Here is a 15,252-nt window from a genome sequence, read left to right as displayed (position 1 = left end):
AAGGGCTTACATAGATGTAAGCCCCTGAAAACAATGGTGGGCCGTGACAGATTCGAACTGTCGACCAATAGATTAAAAGTCTACTGCTCTACCGACTGAGCTAACGGCCCGGAAAAAAGTTAGCTGGTAATTTTATGGCCTGTGCGCCAGCAGCACAAGCAAATCAGGCATAACGGGTGGGATCGGGCAATCCGGCCTTGCGGAAGCCCTCGGCACGCAGCCGGCAGGCATCGCAGTGGCCGCAGGCGCGTCCCTCGGCGTCGGCCTGGTAGCAGCTGACGGTGGCCGCGAAATCCACGCCCAGGCGCTGGCCCTCGCGCGCGATATCGGCCTTGCTCATGGCCATCAGCGGCGCGTGAATGCGAATGCCCGCACCTTCCACGCCGGCCTTGGTGGCCACATTGGCCAGTTGCTCGAACGCCTCGACAAAGGCCGGGCGACAATCCGGATACCCCGAATAGTCCACGGCGTTGACGCCACACCAGATATCCGTGGAGCCGAGCACTTCGGCCCAGCCGAGCGCGATCGACAGCATGATGGTGTTGCGCGCCGGCACATAGGTCACCGGGATGCCCTCGCCGCCGTCTTCCGGCACATCGATATCCGCAGTCAGGGCAGAACCGCCGATGCTGCGCAGATCGACATGCACAGTCTTGTGCTCGACGGCACCGAGCATGTTCGCCACGCGGGCCGCGGCCTCCAGCTCGGAACTGTGGCGCTGGCCGTAGGCCACGCTCAGGGCGTGCACCTGATAGCCCAGCTCGCGGGCGATGGCGATGGTAACGGCCGAGTCCATGCCTCCTGAAACGAGGATGACGGCCTTGCGAAGACTGGATGCTGACATGATGGAATTCCAACGGCTAAAACGGCCGGTCACCGGCCGGAACACGCCGGCGGCGACACAGGCCGGGGCGCATGCAAACAGAATCAGAAACTAACGAAACAACACCGTGCCCGCTTGCGCCCGCCCGCTCGGAGAGCGGCGCTGTGCGGTCTGACTAATGCCCCGGCGCATCGTTCCAAAGCAGCTTGTGCAGCTGCAGCTGGAATCGCACCGGCAGCTTGTCCTCGATGATCCATTCGGCCAGGTCGCGCGGCTGCACCGCGCCATGCACCGGCGAGAACAACACCATGCAGCGACGATCGAGCGCGTGCTCGGCCACCACGCTGCGCGCCCATTCGTAATCGGCACGACTGGCGATCACGATCTTCACTTGGTCGTGCGGCAGCAGATGATCCAGGTTGGACCACAGATTGCGCGCGCTTTCGCCGGAGTCCGGCGCCTTCAGGTCCATCACCTTACGCACGCGCGGATCGACCGTGGAAACATCGATGGCGCCGGAGGTTTCCAGCGAGACGTCGTAGCCGTCGTCGCATAGTTTTTTCAGCAGGATCAGGCAGCGTTTCTGCGACAGCGGCTCGCCGCCGGTTACGCAGACATGCTTGGCCGCATGGCCGGCGACTTCCGCGAGGATGTCGTCGATGTCGCGCCAGTTGCCGCCGTAGAACGAATACTCGGTATCGCACCACACGCAACGCAGCGGACAACCGGTAAGCCGCACGAATACCGTGCGCCAGCCGATCGCATCGGCTTCGCCCTGGATCGAATGGAAGATCTCGGTAATGCGCAAACGCTCGGCTGTCGATGAAGCCGACGTGGCGTCATCCACGTTTGCCGGAGTACTCGTATGCATGGCCTTCGCCTCAGTGAGACGACTGCTGCGACAGCCTGCGCAGCCGTTCCTGGGCCAGCTTGGCCGCGTTGGAATTGGGATACTTGGTCGCGACCGACTTCAGCGTGGACATGCCGGCATCGGTCTGCTTCATTTCCAGCTGGCTGTAGCCGAGCTTGAGCGTGGCGTCCGGCGCCTTGTCGCTCTGCGGATACTGGCTAAGCAGGTGCTTGAAGGCTTCCACGGCGACCTGGTAGTTGGTCGTGGCGTAGTAGGACTCGCCCAGCCAGTAGAAAGCATTCGGGGTCAGCGCGTCGTTCGGGTATTTCTCGATGAACTCGCGGAAGCCGCGCGACGAGGATACGTAATCGCCGCCCTTCAGCGATTTGAACGCAGCGTTGTAGGCATTGAGTGCCGCCGTCTTCTGCGCGGCCGATTCGGCCGGGGCCGCAGGCGGTGCCGGCGAGGTGGCCGCATTGGCTGGCGCGGCCGTGCTCGCCGCGGCGGGCGCAGCCGGCGCTGGCGCGCTGCTGCCGGCGGCCGGAGCCGGATTGGCGCTGGCGCCTTTTTCCAGCCGGCCGAGGCGGCTGTCCGCGTCGGTGTATTGGGCCTTGCTCTGTTCCTGCAGCTGCTGCAGCTGATGCTGCAGTTCTTCGATCTGGCCCTGCATGTCCCGCATCTGCGACTGCATCTGCTGGACCTGGTTGACCTGGTTGCCCCGGGTCTGGTCCAGGTTCTGCTGTTGCTGCTCGAGCCGGGCAACCCGGTCGGCCAGGCTCATCGGAGAATCCTGGGCCTGTACAGGCGCCATAAACAGCATGGCGGACGCCAAGGCGCCCGCCATGCTGAGACTGGCCGTAAAGCTTTTAGCCAGCCGAAACACCATTACTCAGCCGTGTAGACGATCTCGACACGACGATTCTTGCTCCAGCAATCCTCGTTGTGCTCGCGGCAGACCGGCTTTTCTTTGCCGTAGCTGATCACGCTGATCTGGCTGGCCGAACCACCGTTGGCCTGCAGGGCGCTGGACACGGCGTTGCCGCGGCGCTCGCCGAGGCCGAGGTTGTACTCACGCGTACCGCGCTCGTCGGTGTTGCCTTCCAGGCGCATCTGCGCGGTCGGACGGTCCTGCAGGTACTTGGCATGGCACTGCATGATCTGCTGGAACTCCGGCTTCACTTCGTCCTTGTCGAAGTCGAAGTAGACCACGCGCTGACGCAGGCAAGCGTCGGTGTTGAGGTCAGCCGGGGTGTACTTGCCGGTGCCCTGCGGCGCAGCGGTTTCGGTGGCCGGCGCTTCGTTGGTGGGCTGGGGCTTCACTTCCTGCTTCTTGGAGCAAGCCGCCGCGCCAACGCAGAGCAGGGCGACCAGGGCGATACGAACGGTCTTATTCATGGTGACGTTCCTTCAAACGGGTTTGATTTCCGACAGTCAATGACGATTGCGGTTACGGGACAGTCATCGCCGGTGAACCGGCTGTTTTATTTATTTTTCTTACACCTTCAACTTACAGCCACGCATTGTACTGCGTAAGGCCGCTGTGGAGCGAGGCATTGCCGCACTCCTCCTTGGCCGGAACACGCAAGCGCCCCGGGCCCCTCCTAGGAAACCCGGCCGCAGTCCAACGACTGCGACCGGGCCCGATTCAGTTCTTGCGATAAGGTCCCCAAGCCGGCTGGCGGACGTCGCCATCAGCCAGCATCAGCCGCTGCCTGACCATGCCATCGTCCGAAACGGCGTACAGCACGTCCCGGGCTCCATCGGTAGCGGCATAGATCAGCATGCTGGCGTTTGGTGCAAAGCTTGGCGATTCGTCGATCGGACCGGGCGAGATGTAACGCACCTGCCCGCCGAGGCTTTGGTCCACGATGGCAATACGATACACGTTCCCGTTGGCCTGCACCATCGCCATCTGCTTGCCGTCATAGCTGACGGCCGCATCCAGGTTCTGCTGCCCCTGGAAGGTCACCCGCGTCGGCGTGCCGCCGCCGGCGGACACCTGGTAGATCTGCGGACGCCCCGAACGGTCGGAGGTGAAATAGATGCTCTGGCCATCCGGCGCCCATACCGGCTCGGTATTGATCGCCAGGCTGCGGGTCAGGCGCGTCTCCTGGCGCGAGCCCATGTCCATCACATAGATCTCGGGATTGCCGGTATAGGACAGCGACAGGGCCAGCTTGCTGCCGTCCGGCGACCAGGCCGGCGCGCTGTTGATGCCCTTGCCGCGCCCGGAAATCAGCTGGCGCGCACCGGTGGAGATGTTCTGGATATAGATGGCCGAGTTGCCGCTCTCGAAGGAGACGTAAGCAATACGGCTGCCATCCGGGGACCACTTCGGCGACAGCAGGGCTTCGTGCGAACGGGCCACCACCTGCGGGTTGTAGCCGTCCGAGTCAGCCACGATCAGCGAGTAGGACTGGTTGGCGCCGGTACCCACCGAGGTGATGTAGGCGATGCGGGTCCAGAACGCACCGGGGATGCCGGTGACCTGCTTGAAGATGGCATCGGCGATCTGGTGCGACACGCTGCGCAGGTCGCTCACCGAGGCCGGCGGCATGGCCTGGTCCAGCAGCCGCTGCTGGCGGTTGACGTCCCACAGCTCATATTCGACCGATACCATGCCGTTGCCGGCATCCTTGATGCGGCCGATCACGACGTAGTCCTGCTTGAGCAGGCGCCAGGTGGCGAACTTGATGTCCGAGCCCTGGCTGGGCTGCTCGACGATCTCGCTCACCGCCAGCGAGCGGAATTTGCCGCAGCGGTTGAGGTCGTTGCGGATCACATCGGCGACGTCGGTCGGCAGCGGCGAACCGCCCTGCTGCGCGAAGGGCACCACGGCGACCGGCGTAGCGGTTTTCACGCCGCCGACGATCTGCACGTTCAAGGTCTGTGCCGTGGCGGGACCGACGATCAGGCCGGCAGCCAGCAGCATGATGAGGGTAAGTAACGATCGAAATGATCTGCGCATGGGCTTGCTCACTGCGGTGTGAAAGTAAAGTCGATTTCGCGCTGGAACACGCTTTCAAAGCCCTGATAGGGCAGCGGTTGCGCGCGGAGCACGGCATCCTCGATGGACTTCTTGCCGGCCGCATCATACGGGCAACTGGGCGAGGCCTTGGCGCTAAGCACCTGACCGCCCGGAATCTGCACGATGTGCACCACGCAGGGCTGGTTCGGCATGTTATCCGGCCTTAGCCAATTCTGCGTGACGGAATTCCGGATCGACGCCAGATATTGCGACAGCAGCGTGCTATTGGAATTGGTGCCGGACTGGCGCTGCGCCGCGTTCGGCAGGTCGGGCTGGCCGTTGTCCTGCGCATTCTTCATGTCCGCCAGCTGCTGCTTGGCCTGCTTTGCCTTGCTGTCGGCCTTCTGCGTCTGCTGCGAGGCCTGGTCGAGCTGTTTGAACAGCTCATCCACCTTCTGCTGCTCGGCTTTCTTCTTGGCTGCCTGGGCATCCAGTTCGGCCTGACGCTGGCGTTCCTTTTCTTCCTGCTCTTTCTTGGCGTCCTCGGCCTTCTGCAACGCGTCCTGCACCACGCGCTCCTGATCCACCGTATCCGGATGCTCCGGCGGGGGCGGCAACTGGCTGGGCTTGGGCGGCGGGGTCACTTGCGGCGGCGTCGGGGGCGGCACGGCCGGAGGCGGCGGCACGGTATTCGGAATCGGCTTGACCTTCACCGCTTTCGGCGGCGGCGCGCCGGTATTGCCGATCAAGGTGGCCTCGATCGGCGGACCGGACAGCTGCAGCGGCGGCGGCGTGCAGGTGATGGGATTGGGCAATCCCACCATGCTGAGGAATTTCTCGTAGGTCGTGCAAGGCAGCAACGCCAGGAACAGGAAGGCGACGATACCCAGGTGCAAGACGGCCGAGAGAACTACCGCAAGCGGCGTTCCTTTGGCGTTACGGTCGTCCATTCGGATTGCCCGACTCCGGCGCACTCATCAAGCCGACCTTGGCGACGCCGGCCTGCTGCAGCAAGGCCAGTACCTGGTAGACGCCGTCGTACTTGCCGTCGCGATCGCCGGCCACCAGCACGCTGACATCCGGGTTCTGCTGCACGAACGCGCCGACCTTGACCTTCAAGGCATTGGCATCGATCGGCTCTTTCTTGCTGGTACCCAGGGTGAGATACATCTGGCCCTGGCTGTCCACCGAGACGATGACCGGCTCTTTCTTGTCCTGCAGCGACTTGGCATTGGCCTGCGGCAGGTTCACGTCAACGTTCGCGTTGAGCATGGGCGCAGTGACCATGAAGATGATCAGCAGCACCAGCATCACGTCGATATAAGGCACGACGTTGATTTCGGATTTCAGTTTTAGGCGCTTGTGGCGCGCAGAGTTACGCATGACCGAGCCCTCGATCAGTTCGTATCGTCGATCTGGATCTGACGCTGCAGCACCGAGGAGAATTCTTCCTGGAATACCTCGTAGCGCGAGGCCACGCGCTCCACCTTGTTGGCGTAGCGGTTATAGGCCCACACCGCCGGGATCGCTGCGAACAGGCCCATGGCGGTAGCAATCAGTGCTTCGGAAATATGCGGCGCGACCACGGCGATGGTCACGTCCTTCATTTCGCCCAGGCCCTGGAACGCGCCCATGATGCCCCACACCGTGCCGAACAGACCCACATACGGGCTGATCGAGCCGACGTTGGCGAGGAATTCCAGGTTGCGTTCCAGCGCGCCGATTTCCTTGGTGCCGGCCACGCGCATGGCCCGCTCGGAGCCTTCGATCACCGTGCGCATGTCGGTGACGCGGCGCTGGCGCTGGCGCACGAATTCGCGGAAGCCCGATTCGAAGATGTTCTCCATGCCGCCGTTGTCGCCGCCGTTGTTGCTCACTTCGCGGAACAGCTGGGCAAGGTCCGCACCGGACCAGAAGCGCTCTTCGAAGCTCTCGGCGTCTTCCATCGCCGCCTTCAGCTGTGAGTATTTGCGGATGATGATCACCCAGGACATGAAGGAGCCCAGCATCAACACCAGCATCACGAATTTCACGGGCCAGCTGGCATCCGCAACAATCTCGAAAACGTTCAGTCCACCGTTCATGGCTTGGGGTTACTCCACCACATGGGTATGTCTAAGTTCGGGTTTGGCCCGGAGGGGGATCAGGCCTGGGCGATCCGTCCGGCGATATCGACCGGAATCGGGGCGGGCCGCATCCGTTTCAGATCCACGCATGCTGCTCGCACTTGCGCCTGGATCAACGCGGTTCCATCCGCCCGGGTAATACTCTGCGCGAAAAGGATACTTGCTGAACGGCGTTCTTTGACGGAAACGGTCACAACCAGTTCATCGTCCAGCAGGGCGGGCCGGAGAAAATCGATCTCCATCCGGTGCACCATGAAGCCAAGGCCGGTGGTTTCTTTGAGGACCAGCTGATCCACGCCCAGACTGCGCAGCCATTCGCTGCGGGCGCGTTCCAGGAAGCGCAGGTAGCTGGCGTGGTAGACCACCCCGCCGGCATCGGTATCTTCCCAGTAGACGCGAACCGGCCAGTGGAACAGTGCTTCGTCAGACATCCTGGCCGCCCGTGCCGAACAGATCCGCCGGCTGCGGCTGGCGCGGCGGCGGCGTAAGTCCCAGGTGCCGCCAGCCCTTTGCGCTGGCCATGCGTCCACGCGCGGTGCGGATCAGAAACCCTTGCTGGATCAGATAAGGCTCGACCACGTCTTCCAGCGTGCCGCGATCTTCGCTGAGGGCGGCTGCCAACGATTCGACGCCGACCGGTCCGCCATCGAAGCTTTCGATGATTACGGCAAGCAAGCGGCGATCCAGTTCGTCGAAGCCTTCGGCATCGACCTTGAGCATGTCCATCGCCGCCTGTGCCACCTCGCAGGTGATGCGTCCGCCCGCGCGCACTTCGGCATAGTCGCGCACGCGGCGCAGCAGGCGGTTGGCGATACGCGGGGTGCCGCGCGAGCGGCGCGCGATTTCCTGCGCCCCTTCCACTTCGCAGGCGATGCCCAGGATGCGCGCCGAGCGGCGCACGATCGCGGCGAGCTCTTCGGGCGAATAGAACTCCAGGCGCTGCACGATGCCGAAGCGATCGCGCAGCGGCGCGGTAAGCAGGCCGGCGCGGGTGGTCGCACCGATCAGGGTGAACGGCGGCAGGTCGAGCTTGATCGAACGCGCAGCCGGACCTTCGCCGATCATGATGTCGATCTGGAAATCTTCCATCGCCGGATACAGCACTTCTTCCACGACCGGCGACAGGCGATGGATCTCGTCGACGAACAATACGTCGTGCGCTTCGAGATTGGTCAGCAGTGCCGCCAGGTCGCCCGCGCGCTCCAGCACCGGGCCGGAGGTGGAGCGCACATTCACGCCCAGTTCGTTGGCGATCACATGGCTGAGCGTGGTCTTGCCCAGGCCGGGCGGCCCGAAGATCAATACGTGATCCAGCGCGCCGCCGCGCTTCTTGGCCGCCTCGATGTAGATCGACAGCTGCTCGCGCACCGCCTGCTGGCCCAGGTATTCGGCCAGCCGCTTGGGACGGATCGACGCTTCCAGGGCGTCGTCGTCCATCTGGGCGCTGGCGGTAATGATGCGGTGATCGGACATGCGGCGATTATGCGGGCAAGCGGCAATGCAGTACATGGCGATGCGCCTGAATTGGCAGCACCGCCGGAAACGCCAGGGCAAGGCGCACGCGCCCTGCCCTGCCTCATCAGATCTCCACTTGCGTGCCCAGCTCGATCAGCCGGTTGCCGGGAATCTGGAAGAACGCCGTTGCCGGCAGCGCATTGCGCGACATGAAGGCGAACAGGCGGTCGCGCCACAGCGCCATGCCGGGGCGGCGCTCATCCGCCACCACGTTTTCGCGCGAGAGGAAGAAGGTGGTGTCCATCAGGTCGAACGGCAGCCCGCTCTTGGCGCACTTGGACAGCGCCAGCGGAATGTTCGGATCCTCGGCAAAGCCGAAGCGCAGCTCCAGGCCGTAGAAGTCGCCGTCCATCGGCAGCAAGTGAATGCGTTCCTCCGCATCGGCCACCGGCGTTTCGAGGATTTCCACCGTCAGCATCACGTTGCGCTCGTGCAGCACCTTGTTGTGCTTGAGGTTGTGCAGCAGCGCATGCGGCACGGAGTTCTGGTTGGCGGTAAGGAATACGGCCGTGCCGGGCACGCGCAGCGGCGGATGTTCGGTGATGTTCTCGATAAAGGGCAGCAGCGCCAGGCCGCCCTGCTTGATCTCGCGCACCACCAGCTCGCGGCCGCGGCGCCAGGTGGTCATCACGATGAACACGCCCAGGCCCAGCACCAGCGGGAACCAGCCGCCGGCTTCGATCTTCAGCAGGTTGGCGGAGAAGAACGACACGTCGATGATCAGCAGGCAGGCGCCCACCACGATCACCAGCGGCAGACGCCAGCCCCATTGGTTGCGTGCCACGAACAGCGCCAGGATGGTGGTGATGCTCATCGTGCCGGTCACCGCGATGCCGTAGGCCGCGCTCAGCGCATCGGAACTGCCGAAGCCCACCACGGCCACCAGCACCATCACCAGCAGGAAGGTGTTCACCCACGGCACGAAGATCTGCCCGGACATTTCGCGCGAGGTATGCACCACCGGCATGCGCAGCGAATAGCCCAGCGACATCGCTTCGCGCGTCATCGAGAACGCGCCGGAAATCACCGCCTGCGACGCAATCACCGTGGCCAGCGTGGCCAGGCCGATCATCGGATACAGGAACTGCGACGGCACCGACTTGAAGAACGGATTGTCGATGGCGCTCGGATCACGCAACAGCAAGGCGCCCTGGCCGAAATAGTTGAGCACCAGCGCCGGCAGAATAAAGCTGAACCAGGCCAGCTGGATCGGCCGCTTGCCGAAATGGCCCATGTCCGCGTACAGCGCTTCGGCGCCGGTCAGCGCCAGCACCACCCCGCCCAGCGCCATGAAGGCGCTCCAGCCGTGATGCACGAAAAATTCCCAGCCGTAGTGCGGCGACAGCGCGCGCAGCACATGTGGATTCTGCACGATGTTCACCAGGCCGATCAGCGCGATCACAATGAACCACAGCACCATCACCGGCCCGAACAGCTTGCCGACGCGATCGGTACCGTGCCGCTGCAGCTTGAACAGGAAGAACAGGATCACGGCACTGATCGGCATCACCCAGTGACCCAGCCCCGGCGCGGCGACCTTCACGCCTTCCACCGCCGACAACACCGAGATGGCCGGCGTGATCACGCCGTCGCCGTAGAACAGCGCCGCGCCGAAAATACCGACGATGGCCAGCAGCCAGCGCAGCCGCGCGCTGCCGCGCACGCCGCGCAGGGCCAGCGCCATCAGCGCCATGATGCCGCCCTCGCCCTTGTTGTCGGCGCGCATGATGAACACCACGTACTTCAGCGACACTACGATGATCTGCGCCCAGAAAATCAGCGACAGCACACCGTAGATGGTGTCCGCCTGAGGCATCCTGCCCTCGTAGTTGAGCGTGGTTTGCAAGGTATAGAGCGGACTGGTACCGATGTCGCCGTAAACGACACCGATAGCGCCGAGTGCCAGCGCGGCCATGCGCTTTCTGAGCTCACCCTCGCTCAAGCCCTGATGAATATCGTGACCCACGCATTAACTCCCGAGTGCGGCGCGCAGCGCCTTGCGGATAATGGATTCGGCGCTGTCGCCGTCGGCGGCGACCTTCTGCACCAGCCGGGTAACTTCGGCCGGCTTGTAGCCGAGCTGCTGCAGGGCGACGGTGGCTTCGCCGGCCGGATCGAGCGGCATATTCGACGCCGCGGAAAAACCCGGCACGCTGGCGCCCAGGCCATCCACGCGGTCGCGCAGCTCCACCACCATGCGCTCGGCGGTCTTCTTGCCGATGCCGGGGATCTTGGTCAGCGCAACTACGTCGCCGGCCTGCACCAGGCGCGCGAAGTCTTGGGTGGACACGCCCGACAGCACGGCCAGCGAAATCTTCGCGCCGATGCCGCTTACCTTCTGCAGATTGCGGAACAGCGTGCGCTCGGCCTCATGCAGAAAACCGTATAGCGCAACGCTGTCTTCCTTCACCGCGTAGTGCGTCAGCAGGGTGACTTCCTTGCCGGTGGCCGGCAGGTCGTAGATGGTGGACATCGGCGCTTCCAGCTCGTAGCCCACACCGCCTACTTCCACCAGCAGCCACGGCGGCTGCTTGGAAACCAGAATGCCTCGTAGTCGGCCGATCATCGGCGACGTCTCCATGCGGTGCGCGGAATGCCCACGCGTTCAAGACTGGAGCGCGTGTGTGCATGCGCCACGGCAATCGCCAGCGCGTCGGCCGCGTCGGCCTGGATCGGACCCTTCAAGCCGAGCAGCACGCCGATCATGTGCTGCACCTGGGTCTTGTCGCTGCGGCCGCTGCCGACCACCGCCTGCTTCACTTCGGTCGCTGCGTATTCGTGCACGGCAATCCCCCGATTGACCACGGCGCAGATGGCGGCGCCGCGTGCCTGCCCGAGTTTAAGCGCGGAATCGGCATTGCGCGCCATGAACACGCGCTCGATGCCGCACTCGACGGGGCGATGGGCGGCGATGATCTCACTGATGCCATCAAAAATGTGTTTGAGGCGCAGCGGAAAATTCTCTTCGCCGGCCACCACCAGTGCCGCGTGGAATACGTGCGACAGCTTGCCAGCGGCATCGACATCCACAATGCCGATACCCGTGCGCTGGCTGCCCGGATCAATGCCGATGATGCGGATCATTGCGCGCGGGCAGTCACAACCGTTGTCACAATCGCGGTCACGTCAGGCAGCGTCGGCCGGCAGCAAGGCGTTGTGATACACCTCGCTCACATCGTCCAGCGCGTCGAGCTTGTCGAGCAGATCGGTAAGCGTTTCCAGCGCCTCGCCGGTAACGGCGGTGCGCGTGTTCGGACGCATCACCACGCCGGCATGCTGCGCGTCGAGCTTGGCCTCGATCAGCGCCTGCTGCACCGCTTCGAAATGCTCCGGCGCGCACACCACCGTGCTTTCGCCGTTTTCGTTGATCACGTCATCGGCGCCCGCTTCGAGCGCTGCTTCCAGCACCTTTTCTTCCGCGGCCGCATCGCCGCCGGTGCCGAACACCAGCTCGCCGCAACGGGTGAACTGGAAGGCCACCGAGCCGCTGGTGCCGAGGTTGCCGCCGTGCTTGGTCAGCGCATGGCGCACATCGGCCACGGTACGGGTGGGATTGTCGGTGAAGCATTCGATGATCAGGGCGATGCCGGCCGGCCCGTAGCCTTCATAGCGCAGCTCTTCCATCTTGGCGCCACCGTCGGCGCCGGAGCCGCGCTTGATCGCGCGCTCGATGGTGTCCTTGGACATGTTGGCCGTCAGCGCCTTGTCCACCGCCGCGCGCAGGCGCGGGTTGTGGCCCGGATCAGGCACTCCAGCGCGCGTGGCGACAGTGATTTCGCGGATCAGCTTGGTAAACACCTTGGCGCGCTTGGCGTCTTCGGCGTTCTTGCGACCTTCGATGGACGGGCCTCTACCCATGGCGATTCCTGGCTGGATCTAATGACAAGCGGGCGATTTTACTGCATTGCGGTAAAAGAGCGGGAAAGATCCGATTGCCGCCCCGGCAAAGCCCCGGATGGCAGGAGGCATGGCGCCTCAGGGCTGGCGCTGGAACCGCCCGTTGCGCAGGAAGCTGGTCGCCAGCTGCGCCACCTCGGCCGAAATCAGCAGGCCGGTATGGCTGGTTTCGACCACGCAGTGGTCGGCCAGGCCCGGCAGTTGGGTTTCCTCCACCGCCACGGTGCCGTCGTGCTCCCCGGCGATATGGCCCAGCATGGCGCCCAGGCCGATCGGCATGCGGCCGGCAATCATGCCCACCTGGCGCGGGCCATCCCAGGCCTCCAGGCCCTGCTCCAGCAACGTCCGGTTATGGCCCAGCAGCACCTCGCTGCCGCGGCCCCACTTGGCGAAGGCCCGTGCCGCGGCGCTGCCCTTCAGCGGCGAACCCAGGCAGACCACCCGACCCGGCGGCAGTTCGACCGGTTCGAGGCAGGCGCGCAGGGCCAGCAGGCCACCCAGGCTGTGGCCGACCAAGTGCACCGTTTCCGGCGCGCAGTCGGCCATGCCGGCGCACAGCCGCGACAGGATGCGCTCCTGCGCGGTGGCCACGCTCATGTAATCGAAGCGATGGACGCGAAAACCCTCTTCCATCAGGCGCCGATGCAGCACGCCCAGCGCGAAACCGCGCATCCACAGGCCGTGCAGCAGGATGATGTGTTCGGTCATCGATGGACTTCCAATCTCGCCGCCATCCGATTGCCCCCTCTCCCCGCTGAGGAGAGGAGGCAACGGTACTCAGCGCTTCGTCTCGTCGACTGTAGCGACCGCCACATGCAGCTCCTTGAGCTGCGCATCGCTCACCAGCGACGGGGCGTCGGTCATCAGATCCTGCGCACTGGTGGTCTTGGGGAACGCGATCACGTCGCGGATCGATTCAGTACCGGCCATCAGCGCGGCAATGCGGTCGATGCCGAAGGCCAGGCCGCCGTGCGGCGGCGCGCCGAACTTCAGCGCCTTGAGCAGGAAGCCGAATTTCATTTCCGCTTCGTCCGCACCGATACCCAGCAGTTCGAACACCGCGCTCTGCATGTCCGGGCGATGGATACGGATCGAACCGCCGCCGATCTCGTTGCCGTTGAGCACCATGTCATAGCCGCGGCTCACAGCGTGGGCGGCATTGGCGCGCAGATCGGCAATATCGTCGACCTTGGGCGCGGTGAATGGGTGATGCAGCGCCACGAAGCGCTGCTCTTCCTCGTCGTATTCGAACATCGGGAAGTCGGTCACCCACAGCGGCTTCCAGCTGTTTTCCACCAGGCCGCGATCCTTGCCGACCTTCAGGCGCAGCGCGCCCATGAAATCGGTAACCGTCTTCCACTTGCCCGCGCCGACGAACACCATGTCGCCCGACTGCGCACCGGTGGCCTTGAGCACCGTCTCCAGCGCCGTATCGTCGAGGAACTTGGCCACCGGCGAATTGATGCCGTCGCGGCCCTTGGCCAGATCTTCCACCTTGATCCAGGCCAGGCCCTTGGCGCCGTACTTGGCCACGTATTCGGTGAGCTGATCGATTTCCTTGCGGCTCAGCGCCGCACCGCCCGGTACGCGCAGCGCGGCCACACGGCCGGCCGGATCGTTGGCCGGCTCGGCAAACACCTTGAATTCGACCTGCTTGAGCGCATCGGCCACATCGGCCAGCTCCAGCGCAATGCGCAGGTCCGGCTTGTCCGAGCCGAAGCGGCGCATCGCTTCTTCCCAGGTCATGCGCGGGAACGTGGCAGCGAGTTCCACGTCCACGACTTCCTTGAACACGTGGCGGATCAGCCCTTCGACGAAATCCTGCACGTCCTGCTCTTCGACGAAGGCGAATTCGAGATCGAGCTGGGTGAATTCCGGCTGGCGATCGGCGCGCAGGTCTTCGTCGCGGAAGCAGCGGGCGATCTGATAGTAGCGGTCGAAACCGGCCATCATCAGAATCTGCTTGAACAGCTGTGGCGACTGCGGCAGCGCGTAGAACTGGCCCGGATGCACGCGGCTGGGCACCAGGTAATCGCGCGCGCCTTCCGGCGTGGCCTTGGTGAGGATCGGCGTTTCGATGTCCTGGAAACCGCGCGCATCCAGATAGCGGCGCAGCGCCTGCACCAGCTTGATGCGGGTGCGCAGCATGTTCTGCATGTCGGGACGACGGAGGTCGAGGTAGCGGTAAGTCATCCGCATGTCCTCGTTGGGATTCTCGTGCAGCGCGAACGGCAGATCCTTCGCGGCATTGAGAATTTCCACCCGCTCGGCCAGCAGCTCCACGGTGCCCGTCTTGAGCTTGTCGTTGGCGGAGAGGCGCTGGCGGATGCTGCCGGTAACGCGTACGCAGTACTCGTAGCCCAGTTCGCCGGCCACGGCGAAGGCGGCGGCGTTCTCGCGCTCGATTACCACCTGGGCCAGGCCCTCGTGGTCGCGCAGGTCGACGAAGGCGACGTGGCTCTGCAGGCGTAGCGTGTTCACCCAGCCGCACAGGGTGACGGTCTGGCCGATCAGCGACTCATTGATAAGGCCGCAGTAGTGCGTGCGCATACGAAAGGAAACTCCGGGCCGCCCAGGCGGCGAATCGACGTGGAAAAGACCCGGAATCTTAACACTGCGGCACTACCCCGTCGTCCCGGCGAAAGCCTGGACCCAGTGACCTGGAGATGCTCGACCAGCGCGAAAGACGCTGGACCCCGGCCTGCGCCGGGGTGACCGGATCAGTCGGACGAGCCGCTCGATGTGCTGGGCGCCGGGGCAGGCGCCGGCGCGGGTGCGCTTTCGGCAGGCTTGCTGGTGGCACCGTCGCCGGCCAGGTTGCGCTTCTTGTCGCCGTCTTTCTTGAAGTCGGTTTCGTACCAGCCGCCGCCGGCCAGCCGGAACTGCGGCGCGCTCAGCTGGCGCTGCACCTGCGGCGCTCCACAGCTGGGGCAGGTCGACGGATCGGGATCGGACAGCTTCTGCAGCCGATCGAAGCGATGGCCGCAGGCGTTGCACTGAAATTCGTAAATAGGCATGGACACACTCCGCAATGCCGCCGGCCGCAGCCGTGGCAGCGGGTCATTATCGGGCC

At 64.3% G+C, this 15,252-nt stretch carries 17 protein-coding genes and 1 tRNA gene; all 18 read right to left on the bottom strand.

Features of this window, described 5'->3' with window-relative positions:
* Window positions 1-34: 34 nt before the first annotated feature.
* The 18 genes from IGX34_RS14025 to IGX34_RS13940 all read right to left on the bottom strand — a co-directional run bounded on the left by IGX34_RS14025 (window position 35) and on the right by IGX34_RS13940 (window position 15,196).
* Window positions 35-110: transfer RNA gene (locus IGX34_RS14025), tRNA-Lys, on the bottom strand.
* A 53-nt stretch (window positions 111-163) separates the two neighbouring features.
* A complete protein-coding gene (queC, locus tag IGX34_RS14020) occupies window positions 164-844 on the bottom strand; it encodes a 7-cyano-7-deazaguanine synthase QueC (protein WP_192556343.1) in 681 nt (226 codons plus the stop codon).
* Window positions 845-998: 154 nt separating this feature from the next.
* Entirely contained in the window at window positions 999-1,694 is a 696-nt protein-coding gene (queE, locus tag IGX34_RS14015) for a 7-carboxy-7-deazaguanine synthase QueE (RefSeq protein WP_192556342.1), read from the bottom strand.
* A 10-nt stretch (window positions 1,695-1,704) separates the two neighbouring features.
* On the bottom strand, window positions 1,705-2,559 hold the full coding sequence (gene ybgF, locus IGX34_RS14010) for a tol-pal system protein YbgF (RefSeq protein ID WP_192556341.1): 855 nt from the start codon (window positions 2,557-2,559) through the stop codon (window positions 1,705-1,707).
* A complete protein-coding gene (pal, locus tag IGX34_RS14005) occupies window positions 2,559-3,068 on the bottom strand; it encodes a peptidoglycan-associated lipoprotein Pal (protein ID WP_192556340.1) in 510 nt (169 codons plus the stop codon). The genes ybgF and pal overlap by 1 nt, the downstream gene beginning before the upstream one ends.
* Window positions 3,069-3,318: 250 nt before the next feature.
* Window positions 3,319-4,641, bottom strand: coding sequence for a Tol-Pal system beta propeller repeat protein TolB (gene tolB, locus IGX34_RS14000; RefSeq protein ID WP_192556339.1), 1,323 nt, complete (start codon window positions 4,639-4,641; stop codon window positions 3,319-3,321).
* An 8-nt stretch (window positions 4,642-4,649) separates the two neighbouring features.
* Window positions 4,650-5,591, bottom strand: coding sequence for a cell envelope integrity TolA family protein (locus tag IGX34_RS13995; protein ID WP_192556338.1), 942 nt, complete (start codon window positions 5,589-5,591; stop codon window positions 4,650-4,652).
* The gene (tolR, locus tag IGX34_RS13990; protein WP_192556337.1) at window positions 5,578-6,024 is read right to left on the bottom strand and encodes a protein TolR; all 447 of its coding nucleotides are present in this window, start codon (window positions 6,022-6,024) and stop codon (window positions 5,578-5,580) included. Before tolR ends, IGX34_RS13995 begins: the two co-directional genes overlap by 14 nt.
* A 14-nt stretch (window positions 6,025-6,038) precedes the next feature.
* The gene (tolQ, locus tag IGX34_RS13985) at window positions 6,039-6,725 is read right to left on the bottom strand and encodes a protein TolQ (RefSeq protein WP_192556336.1); all 687 of its coding nucleotides are present in this window, start codon (window positions 6,723-6,725) and stop codon (window positions 6,039-6,041) included.
* 59 nt (window positions 6,726-6,784) lie between these two features.
* Complete coding sequence (gene ybgC, locus IGX34_RS13980; protein ID WP_192556335.1) at window positions 6,785-7,198, bottom strand: tol-pal system-associated acyl-CoA thioesterase; 414 nt, start codon at window positions 7,196-7,198, stop codon at window positions 6,785-6,787.
* Window positions 7,191-8,240, bottom strand: a complete 1,050-nt coding sequence (ruvB, locus tag IGX34_RS13975) for a Holliday junction branch migration DNA helicase RuvB (protein ID WP_192556334.1) — start codon at window positions 8,238-8,240, stop codon at window positions 7,191-7,193. The genes ybgC and ruvB overlap by 8 nt, the downstream gene beginning before the upstream one ends.
* A 106-nt stretch (window positions 8,241-8,346) precedes the next feature.
* Window positions 8,347-10,197 carry a potassium transporter Kup gene (locus tag IGX34_RS13970; RefSeq protein WP_192556426.1) on the bottom strand — a complete coding sequence of 617 codons (1,851 nt, stop codon included), beginning with the start codon at window positions 10,195-10,197 and terminating at the stop codon, window positions 8,347-8,349.
* Window positions 10,198-10,251: 54 nt separating this feature from the next.
* Window positions 10,252-10,848 carry a Holliday junction branch migration protein RuvA gene (gene ruvA, locus IGX34_RS13965; protein ID WP_192556333.1) on the bottom strand — a complete coding sequence of 199 codons (597 nt, stop codon included), beginning with the start codon at window positions 10,846-10,848 and terminating at the stop codon, window positions 10,252-10,254.
* Complete coding sequence (gene ruvC / locus IGX34_RS13960) at window positions 10,845-11,366, bottom strand: crossover junction endodeoxyribonuclease RuvC (protein ID WP_192556332.1); 522 nt, start codon at window positions 11,364-11,366, stop codon at window positions 10,845-10,847. The genes ruvA and ruvC overlap by 4 nt, the downstream gene beginning before the upstream one ends.
* A 42-nt stretch (window positions 11,367-11,408) precedes the next feature.
* Window positions 11,409-12,140: a YebC/PmpR family DNA-binding transcriptional regulator gene (locus IGX34_RS13955; protein ID WP_192556331.1), complete on the bottom strand. Its 732-nt coding sequence runs from the start codon at window positions 12,138-12,140 to the stop codon at window positions 11,409-11,411.
* Window positions 12,141-12,257: 117 nt separating this feature from the next.
* Window positions 12,258-12,887 (bottom strand): alpha/beta hydrolase, encoded by a 630-nt coding sequence (locus IGX34_RS13950; RefSeq protein WP_192556330.1) that lies wholly within the window; start codon window positions 12,885-12,887, stop codon window positions 12,258-12,260.
* Window positions 12,888-12,956: 69 nt separating this feature from the next.
* The gene (gene aspS / locus IGX34_RS13945; protein WP_192556329.1) at window positions 12,957-14,729 is read right to left on the bottom strand and encodes an aspartate--tRNA ligase; all 1,773 of its coding nucleotides are present in this window, start codon (window positions 14,727-14,729) and stop codon (window positions 12,957-12,959) included.
* A 170-nt stretch (window positions 14,730-14,899) separates the two neighbouring features.
* A complete protein-coding gene (locus IGX34_RS13940; RefSeq protein ID WP_192556328.1) occupies window positions 14,900-15,196 on the bottom strand; it encodes an FmdB family zinc ribbon protein in 297 nt (98 codons plus the stop codon).
* Between the last annotated feature and the right edge of the window lie 56 nt (window positions 15,197-15,252).

The organism is Dyella acidiphila (genome assembly GCF_014863405.1).
GTDB classification, from domain to species: Bacteria; Pseudomonadota; Gammaproteobacteria; order Xanthomonadales; family Rhodanobacteraceae; genus Dyella_B; species Dyella_B acidiphila.
Note: the sequence above shows the minus strand (reverse complement) of the source record. Positions and strands in the feature narration are given on the sequence as shown.